This window comes from Mesorhizobium sp. M1334 (assembly GCF_040317995.1).
GTDB lineage: Bacteria > Pseudomonadota > Alphaproteobacteria > Rhizobiales > Rhizobiaceae > Mesorhizobium.
Window position 1 is genome coordinate 1 of sequence record NZ_JAMYLM010000058.1, and the last position, 8,701, is coordinate 8,701.

At 61.2% G+C, this 8,701-nt stretch carries 6 protein-coding genes and 2 pseudogenes; 2 read left to right on the plus strand and 6 right to left on the minus strand.

Going from position 1 to position 8,701, the window contains the following annotated elements:
- Positions 1-355: 355 nt before the first annotated feature.
- Positions 356-562, plus strand: coding sequence for a GNAT family N-acetyltransferase (locus NKH17_RS33005; protein ID WP_352808404.1), 207 nt, complete (start codon positions 356-358; stop codon positions 560-562).
- Positions 563-598: 36 nt separating this feature from the next.
- Here the strand turns inward: NKH17_RS33005 and NKH17_RS33010 are convergent.
- Positions 599-757, minus strand: a pseudogene (locus NKH17_RS33010) (IS5/IS1182 family transposase); the annotation flags it as partial.
- A gap of 16 nt (positions 758-773) precedes the next feature.
- The gene (gene ligD / locus NKH17_RS33015; RefSeq protein ID WP_352808402.1) at positions 774-2,546 is read right to left on the minus strand and encodes a DNA ligase D; all 1,773 of its coding nucleotides are present in this window, start codon (positions 2,544-2,546) and stop codon (positions 774-776) included.
- 1,064 nt (positions 2,547-3,610) lie between these two features.
- Here ligD and NKH17_RS33020 point away from each other — a divergent pair.
- Positions 3,611-5,146, plus strand: a complete 1,536-nt coding sequence (locus tag NKH17_RS33020) for an alpha/beta fold hydrolase (protein ID WP_352903147.1) — start codon at positions 3,611-3,613, stop codon at positions 5,144-5,146.
- Positions 5,147-5,718: 572 nt separating this feature from the next.
- Here NKH17_RS33020 and NKH17_RS33025 read toward each other — a convergent pair.
- The 4 genes and pseudogenes from NKH17_RS33025 to NKH17_RS33040 all read right to left on the minus strand — a co-directional run.
- Positions 5,719-6,441 (minus strand): SGNH/GDSL hydrolase family protein, encoded by a 723-nt coding sequence (locus NKH17_RS33025; RefSeq protein ID WP_352973510.1) that lies wholly within the window; start codon positions 6,439-6,441, stop codon positions 5,719-5,721.
- Between the two features lie 43 nt (positions 6,442-6,484).
- Entirely contained in the window at positions 6,485-7,342 is an 858-nt protein-coding gene (locus NKH17_RS33030) for an alpha/beta fold hydrolase (protein ID WP_352808397.1), read from the minus strand.
- Between the two features lie 297 nt (positions 7,343-7,639).
- Positions 7,640-7,993 carry a hypothetical protein gene (locus NKH17_RS33035; RefSeq protein WP_352808396.1) on the minus strand — a complete coding sequence of 118 codons (354 nt, stop codon included), beginning with the start codon at positions 7,991-7,993 and terminating at the stop codon, positions 7,640-7,642.
- Positions 7,994-8,567: 574 nt separating this feature from the next.
- Positions 8,568-8,701: pseudogene (locus NKH17_RS33040) on the minus strand (IS256 family transposase); the annotation flags it as partial.

Sequence of the window (8,701 nt, forward strand, 5' to 3'; positions counted from 1 at the left end):
GCCTACATCGTTCCATTAGCTGTGGCTAATGCGGGTTGGTCAGCGGGCTCTGCCGCTCTAAGTTCCCCTTATGGGTCCCCTCTGGTTCGCTCCCCCGGTCTACCTCAAGACTGATCGACCTGGGCACCGCTAGGGGGTCAGCCATGTCGAGGGTGCCGCCCAGCAGCACCTAAAGTGACCAAAACGGTATCCATACGGCCAGGCCGCGGTGGCTACGCTCTCAGGAGATTTGCTGCGGCAGGTTTGGGCGGAGCGCGGATGAAGTCGGCGCGCAACCCTCTAGGGCGGCGACCGTTCACCCGAGCGCGATGCAGCGCTGCTTGACTCGACGAAAGACGCTGCGCGCGTGCGTGCCATGTATACGCATCCCAGCTTCATCCGCCGAGGCGTGGGGCGTCTAATCCTCACGCTGTGCGAGGACGCCGCCCGCGGCGAGGGCTTCACAAGTGTCGAGCTTATGGCCACGATGGCCGGCGAACCGCTCTATCGGGCCTGCGGCTTGAGGCGCTTGAAGAAGTCGTCGACAACCGAGGCGGAGCGGGCGTGCCACTGTTGCGGATGAGGAAGGCGTTGTGAATGATCGGCGGGCTGGCACGCATAGCCAATAGCTGACGGTAGCTGCGAAGCAGACGACGGCAAGGAAGTTCGTCGCCGACCGACCGTACCGAGTGGCGATGCGGCGGAAATCATTGAGGCGCCCGAACATGCGCCCGATGGCGTTGCGCTCGCGGTACAGGAACGGTGAGAAGCAGTTTTCCAGCGCCGGCTGATGCTCACGCTGCCTTTCTGGCGGCTGCCCTGAACGGACGGTCGATGGTGAAGGCATCTGGACGGATGGCTGCCTCAACCTGGCTCCAGGTCACGGGATGAGCGATTGGGAAGCCAGGTCGCGCTCGTGGGGAGAAGGCGCCGACTGCCGTGTTGCCGCGCCCATTGCGGAGGTAATCAATGAAGATGCGGCCCTTTCGGGCTACCGGCGCGGCGGAGAGCAGATAGCGATCAGGATGAGCTTCAGCGAGGCGCTTGGCGAACGACCGGGCAAGGAGCCGGGCATTGTCGTGTGTGATCTTCGTCTCAAGTGGGGCCATCAGGTGAATTCCCTTGCCGCCCGTCACCTTCGGCCAGCTCTCCAGACCTTCCGTTTCCATGATGTCGCGGAGCGTTAGCGCGGTCTCGATCACTTCATCCCACTCGACCCCCTCCCCCGGATCAAGGTCCAGAACAATGCGGTCGGCATGTTCGATATCGTCAACAGTAGTGTTCCAGGGATGCAGCTCTACCGCATCCATCTCGACCAGCCCCAGCAAGCCGGCAAGGTCGTCCACCCACACGCGCACACCTTCGCCACCCTCGCGCTTTTGAACGCGCAACTGATGCACTGCTGGCGGGATTTTCGGCAGTGCGCCCTTGTGGTAGAAGGTTGCCCCAAGAGCATGGCGGACCAGCTTCAGCGGTCGGTGGCCGAGATGGCCGAGTGCGTGATCGGCAACCCTCTCCCAGTAGCGCGCAAGCTCTTCCTTGGAGGGCGAGATCGCGTCGGGCAGCAGTTGCAGGATGTTCTCGCTGGGAACGCCATGTTCCCGGGCTGGCCCACGTCGCTTTGATCGCGCAGGAGGCTTGGCCGGGATCGCCACGAGGTCTTCTCGCAGACCCTTGAACACGGCTTCACGCAGCACGCCGCGATCAGTTACGCCACTGAATTGAACCTCAGCCAGAACGTCTGGTCTGACCCACGTCGCCTTCGGTTTCACAATGGGCTCTGACAGTGGCGGCTTGCTGATGATCAGCGGGTCGAGCCGCTCTCGAACCAATTGCGCTGCGCTCAAGGTGTAGCCGCTGCGAGCCTTGCCGGCATAGAGCAGTCGGCCGCCCTCGCGGCGGCCGATGTAGAGCGATGCAATGCGGCGCGGGTGAGCCCCGAGCTTCTCGACGAAAGCGACAATAGGAAAGGTGTCGCTCTTGATGCACTTCACCTTGAGCCAACTCGTCTGGACACCCGATCGATAGGTGGCATCGGTGCGCTTGGAGACGATCCCCTCCAAGCCCATTCGGCAGGCATGTTGAAACACGTCCGTGCCGCCCACCTCCAGATGTTCGGCATAGGTCAGTGTCGGGGCAGAGTTCTTAAGCAGCTTCTCAAGGGCTGCCTTGCGCTTCACCAGCGGCTGCTGCCGCAGATCGTGCCCGTTGAGGTGCAGCAGATCGAATGCATAGAAGATGAGCCTCGCCGAGTTTGGATTGCCCAACTCCCGTTCCAACGCTTGGTAGTCCGGCAGGCCAGTGTCGCCGAGAACGACAGCCTCTCCGTCGATGATCGCCGCTTTCACCGGCAAACCCGCCGCCGCTTGAACAATTCGTCGGTATCGATGCGACCAGTCGTAGCCACGGCGCGTAAAGGCTCTCGCTTTGCCGCCCTCAATGATCAGCTCGGTGCGGTAGCCGTCATACTTGATCTCATGAAGCCATTCGCCGCCCTCGGGAGCATTCTCGACCAGCGTCGGCGATTGAAACTCAATGAAAGAGAGCCCGTCTGTGGCGTTAGGCATGCACCCTCCGACGGCGACTCAAGACGCAGAGCAGCAATAGGTTCCGGGGCATTTTAGCGAAATTGTATGTTGGAGGAGTTTATGGTGCCGTTGGAATTAGGATCAATTATCAAGCCGCGCATATAGGAAGGACTGCCGCGAGCTGGCGGCGGATTTGCGTGGCTCGATCTGCCGCCAGCCAAAATGCAATGACAATAGGAGGTTTGCGTGGCGCGGATCGTAGTCACACCGCAATAGCACCGCCTGTAAATCGTAGCCGAGGTGTCGGGGTCCGCCACTGCCATCTCTCCTTGCACCGTCCTGATCTAATGTGCGTCCTGACACGGACTCTCCTTCGCTACCTGCATCGGGGCAAGCGGCAATTTCTGTCCTCACCACAGATCCGCTTTGTGAAATCCAGCCGTTCATTGCAGCGAATGCTGGTTACGGCCAATGTCGGCTTCCAAGAAGAGAATTCGGCTCCGCAAGGTCTCGAAAGGGTCATCGGCGTGAATTCGTCCTGCGCGAACGAACTTCCGCTCGGGGTCGCTCAAAGACTCCCATCAGCGGGCTGATTTGCTAGCAACAGTGGAAATAAACCCCTGACGGATCACCGGAAGTCGGATGTCTCTAGGGATTTTTTCCGCGTCCTGCTTTTGAAGCTGGCGTGCTTGCCGGAAAGGAACGATTGAGCCCCTTCACGGACCTTCTGCCGAAGAAATCAAAGGCCAAGTCCTGATCCTCAAACCGGAACTTTGTGCCCGCGGTATTGCAGCGCACGAAGGCGGCGACGGTGCCCCGGGGGGCAACCGGCCCAGCGGGGATCGGCCGCCAATCAAACGGGCCAGCCGGTCATCGAGCTACTATGGACGGCTTTTGGCGCGATCGAGCCGCAAGTCGACCTCACCGTGATTTCTATCCTCATTCGGTACGGTAGGGTTCATTTGGTGTGGAAAGCGGTAGTTTCGGCTGTGTTCTCAATTGGCGGCGATGAACGGACATCTGGCCATGGGTTTGAAGCTCGATTGATCTCGTGCGTTCCTCGGCAGCTCAACGCTGCAGCAGATCGAAGCGGGTGGCTAGGAATGCAGCTCGACAAAAGGGCTGCCAGACCCGTACGCTGCGGTATGGTTGACTTGGCCGACCTTAGCGAGCGGAAGCTTGCGGCGATCCTTGCGGCGGATGTCTCCGGCTACAGCCGGATGATGGAGGTGGACGAGGCCGGCACGCTCGCGCGCCTGAAGGTACATATTGGTGAGGTCGTCAGGCCCAGGATCGCGGCGCATCGGGGCAATATCGTCAAGACCACAGGCGACGGCCTGCTCGCAGAGTTCGCGAGCGTCGTTGAGGCGGTTGAGAGCGCTATCGAAATCCAGCGGTCGATGGCAGAGCGAAACATTGGTGAACCTGAGAACAGCCGAATCCTTTACCGTGTTGGGATCAATCTCGGTGACGTCATTTTCGAGAACGGGGACGTCTTCGGCGACGGTGTAAACGTGGCCTCCCGGCTTGAGGGGCTCGCCAAGCCGGGCGGCGTGTGCGTGTCGGACATTGTGCATCAGGCAGTCGAGGATCGGATCCAGGTGCCCTTCCGTGACATGGGCAACCAGCGAGTAAAGAACATCTCCCGACCCATCCGTGTCTGGCAGTGGACGCCTGACGGGGCGCGGCAGACGACGAGACCCGTCGAAGCGGCGCTGCATCAGCGGGTGCAGTTCGCGACGGCGTCGGACGGCGTGCAGATCGCTTGGGCCAGCATCGGTCAGGGAGCGCCGGTGCTGAAGGGTCCGAACTGGCTGAACCATCTTGAGTATGAATGGCACAGTCCCATTTGGCGTCCGATTCTGGCGAAGTTCGCGAAGCTTTGCCATCTCGTGCGGTTCGACCAACGCGGAAATGGCCTCTCGGACTGGGAGGTGGAGACGGTATCGGAAGATGCAATGGCCAGCGACATGTCCGCGGTCGCAGCCGCCGCACGGCTGGATCGGTTCGCGCTGCTCGGCATCTCGCAAGGTTGCGCGTTCTCCGTGCGTTATGCTGTGGAGCATCCGGAGCAGGTGACATGCCTCATCCTGCTGGGCGGATTTCTCCGAGGCCGGCTAATGCGACCGGACCTCGATCAAAGGAAGCTATATGAAGCCGGGGCGATGATGATCCGCGACGGCTGGGGCTCGCCGAATCCCGTTTTCAGGCACTTCTTTACTTCCACATTCATCCCCGACGCCCCACAGGAGATTGTGGCGAGCTTCGACGAACTGCAGCGCATTGCCACGAGCCCCGAAGCCGCGATGCGACTCTGGGAAATGAACAGCAAAGTTGACGCGACCGAGTTGGCAAAGAGAGTCCAAGTCCCAACGCTCGTGCTGCATTGCGTGGGCGATCGCGTCGCGCCGATCGAGGAAGGCCGCCTGATGGCCAAGCTAATTCCGGGGGCGATGTTTGTCGAAATGCAGGGAAATAACCACGTGCTCATTGAAGGCACTCCCGCCTTCGACCAGTTCTTCGAGGAAACGGGTGCCTTCTTGGCACTGCACAATGCGGCCGCGTCGCGTAAAAGCGCTCGAGTGGTCCGGCGCAGCGACGCCGACGGACAGGATGTGCCCTTTGGGAACCGGAAGTGATGCCCCTGAGCGGACGTTCGCTCGCCTTCGGTTGGACTCACACCCATGACTCTGAGCGGACGCTCTCTCTGTAAGGCCGAAGGGCAATTCTGGACTGCTGACATGACGTCGGGATCAGGACGCGTAATGATTTGTTCGGTATCTTCTGGAACCGAAGCGACGACGAGCTTAGCTGTGCCGATCCGTTTTTGGAAGAAAAATCACATGGTTAGTGAAATATCCTGGGAATTTCTATTGATGTTTGGAACTTGGTTGGCAGGAATGCTCTGATATTTAGCCGCCAATATTTTTGCTGATTAGCGACCAGCCTGCAAAACGTAGGGCGCCTCCGCCGCGAAGTCCATCTCGGGTTAGCGGGCGCGAATTTGCCTACCGGATATGTGCACACCCAGAAGAGCATCAAGATTCGGCGGCATAGTTGCCGCCCCGTGCCTCAAATCCCGCTTGCATGCATAGCAGCCGCCACCGGCACCGGCAGGGCGCGTGGCGCTGAAGATACCGTAACGCATCCACAACCCAAGGAGATTGTCATGAACGATAGGCGCTGCCTGATCAGGCGAAGGAGAAGCCGCTCAACCGGCGAAGACCTCCGACCGGCGCCGAACAAAATCGTGTTCCGCCACGAGAGCCGCAATGGCTGTCGCGATCTTCGCGCCGCCACGAACGGAAGGTTCGATCGGATTGGCGAAGTCCGCATCCTCATTGCAGACCAGGCGCAGGTCAAGGAGCGGCAAACCGCGGGAGAAGACCGACCGGGTGATGACGTCATTGAAGATCGTTAAGGCACTTGCGGCAATCCTGCGACGCTGCGGGTCGGGAAAGCGTGCCTCGTAGATCGTGCATATGGCCGTTGGCAGATCCCGGCTCAGCACCCCCTCGAGCATCCTCAGGTAATCCTGCTCGAACTGCTCCCGGACATCGCTGATCCTGTCCAGAGCCTCGGCTACCGAACGAGCCGCCTGATCCAGAAGACCCGCATCACGAAGAGCATCATTGCCACCGACACTGACGACGAGATGGCTCGCATCCTGCGGGAGCCGTTCAAGCTGCCGCTCGACGCCGCTCGTGACAGCACCGTCGACGGCGTTGAGAGTTGCATGCCAGCCTTCGGGCAGGCGCTCCCGCAGCTGCCACGCGACGTCAGGTCCGCCGGCAACATAAGCCGCGTTGTCGAAGATCGAATCCCCAAGAAGGACGACATGCGGCATCGGATGCTCCGTCGAGGCCTCTGCCTCTGATGCATCAGCGACGGAGGTAAGGCGGTAGGCTGTGACGGTGACGGCGAGCGTCGTCAACAGCTCGCGCCGGCTCGAACCGCTTGCAGAACCGTATCGCATCTCAGCCCTCCAGGAATGCCAAAAGCGCCGCATTCACCGCGTTGCTCTCTTCGCGTTGAACCCAATGCGTCCCCTTCTCGAAAGTCTGCAGGCGGCCATCGTCGCAAAGGGCGAGACTGCGCTTGGCCAGCCCAGATTCCAGAGCCTGGTCCTGCATCCCCCAGATTACAAGAGTGGGCGTCGTGATCCGCTCCTTCAGGCTCGGGCGAAAGCGCAGGGCGCGATACCAGTTGAGCATGTTGGTCAGCGCCCCCGGCCGCTCCCAGGCCTGCCGATATTCTGCAATCTCCTCTTCTTCGAAGGCGCCTGCCCGGCTGGATGTCCTGAGTGCTCGTGCGAGCAAGGCCGAGCGGCGCGCACCCAAAACGGCTTCGGGCAGCAAGGGGATCTGGAAGAAAACCGCGTAGCTGCTCCGCAGAAACTGCGTCGGAGATCGCAGGGCATGGGTAAACAGCACCTCGGGATGGGGCGCATTCAGGATGACGAGCTTGTCCAGGCGATGAGGCAACTTTGCCCCGGCGACCCAAGCGATGATGCCGCCCCAGTCATGGCCAACGAGGTGAAACCTTCCGATGCCGAGCGCGTCGGCCAGGGCGACGACATCGCCGAGGAGCTTGGGGAGCGTGTACTCGCGGATGCCCTCGGGCTTGTCGCTGGTGTTGTAGCCCCTCTGGTCGGGAACGATGACCCGATATCCGGCGGAAGCGAGCGTACCGATCTGCCGTCTCCAGCCGATCCAGAAGTCCGGGAAGCCGTGCAGGAGCATGACCGGCTTACCCGCGGCAGGCCCGGCCTGAACGACATGAAGCCGAATGCTTCCGGCGTTGAGGAACTGATGTTCAGGCGCGAGTGAGATCATGGCTGGTAACGTGGGTGTCGTTAAAGTGATCTAGCGCAATGAGGATTTAGATCAGGCTGCGTCGTCCCGACAAGATGCACGCTCAGCCGGCGCACCTGAGCCGCTCGCGACAAGCGATCGGATCGGCGGAAGAGACGCAGCCGGCTCGCGGACGGCACTGCTGGTGGTCGGCTACGGCTGCGCGATGATCACGAACTGACGCTCGGCTGGCGGCAACTTGCTCGCCAGCCGAGTTTGATTGTCGGGGGAGACCAGCCAGCCACATGGTGGTGATTGCAACCTGAGCCGATGTGCCAATCAGCAACCTTCGTCGGTCTTTTTCACCTGGCCCGGCGCGGCGGTGTTGGCTGCCGTGTCCTGCTGACCAGGCGCCGCCTGCTGAGCGCTGCCGGTCTGCTGGCCTGGCGCGCAGTCCCTGGCCGAGTTCGGATTTGTAGTGCCGCCGGTGGTGGTCGTGTCGGTGCCCTGATCGCCGGACATGTTGGTCCCACTGGTCGTCGTGCCGGTGCCCTGATCCGTCGTGCTGGGCATGGTTGTCGTGGTCGAGGTTCCGCCCGTCGAGTTTCCGCTCGAAGTTCCGCTCGTCGTCTGGGCAAAGGAAAGCCCAGCCGACACCGCCAGCACGGCCGAAGCCAAAAGGATGCGTTTCATCTTCTTTCTCCTGTCTGATGCGCGGGATGCGCCTGGCAATCCAACAGGCAGACAGAAGGAGTGTTCCCCGATGAAGTTCAACTTTTGTAACTCTGGCCGTAGGTCAGCCTTAGGATGACGGACGTGTATTAGCGGGCAGCCCGCCCACGTTCATTCCATGGCGCGCATCAGCATCGGGGATGATGAGGGCGATAACCGCTATAGTTCGGCTGGGTCACCAAGGGCCGCGTAAGCGCGCCGATAGTGCCGGGGTCCGCCGTCCACTCTTTCTGAGGAGAATTGGAGCGGCTTCCAGAAAAAGAGGTGGGCAACCGAAGAGTCGGCCAGAGTCAAGGTGCCCCGGGAGCGTCTAGGAGTTAAAAGCGGGCCGGGAAACATCGGCGAAACGCTATCGATAGCGGGGAAACCGGGTCACGGCTCGCCCACCCAGACCGCACGCCGGTCCCACCTGATCTCGACCAGGCGCCGAAAACGCATGGTCTCCAATTCCTGCCCGACAGATGGAGATCGTGTCCCAGGGAGTGGTGTAGCTGACGGCTTGGTCGCCGCGCTCTCCGGCATGGGGCCGGGCTGATCAGCGTGCCACGGCTGGCAGGCTGATGAGCGGATCATCGCTCATTTGGCTGATGGTTTCCAGCGTCATGTATCTGGCGCGCTGCACGGCCCATTCGTCGTTCTGTTCGAGCAGGATCGCGCCAACCAGGCGGA

Coding starts and splice junctions, on each gene's coding strand:
- NKH17_RS33005 (WP_352808404.1), top strand. CDS start 356: ATGTATACGCATCCCAGCTTCATCCGCCGAGGCGTGGGGCGTCTAATC.
- ligD (WP_352808402.1), bottom strand. CDS start 2,546: ATGCCTAACGCCACAGACGGGCTCTCTTTCATTGAGTTTCAATCGCCG.
- NKH17_RS33020 (WP_352903147.1), top strand. CDS start 3,611: ATGCAGCTCGACAAAAGGGCTGCCAGACCCGTACGCTGCGGTATGGTT.
- NKH17_RS33030 (WP_352808397.1), bottom strand. CDS start 7,342: ATGATCTCACTCGCGCCTGAACATCAGTTCCTCAACGCCGGAAGCATT.
- NKH17_RS33035 (WP_352808396.1), bottom strand. CDS start 7,993: ATGAAACGCATCCTTTTGGCTTCGGCCGTGCTGGCGGTGTCGGCTGGG.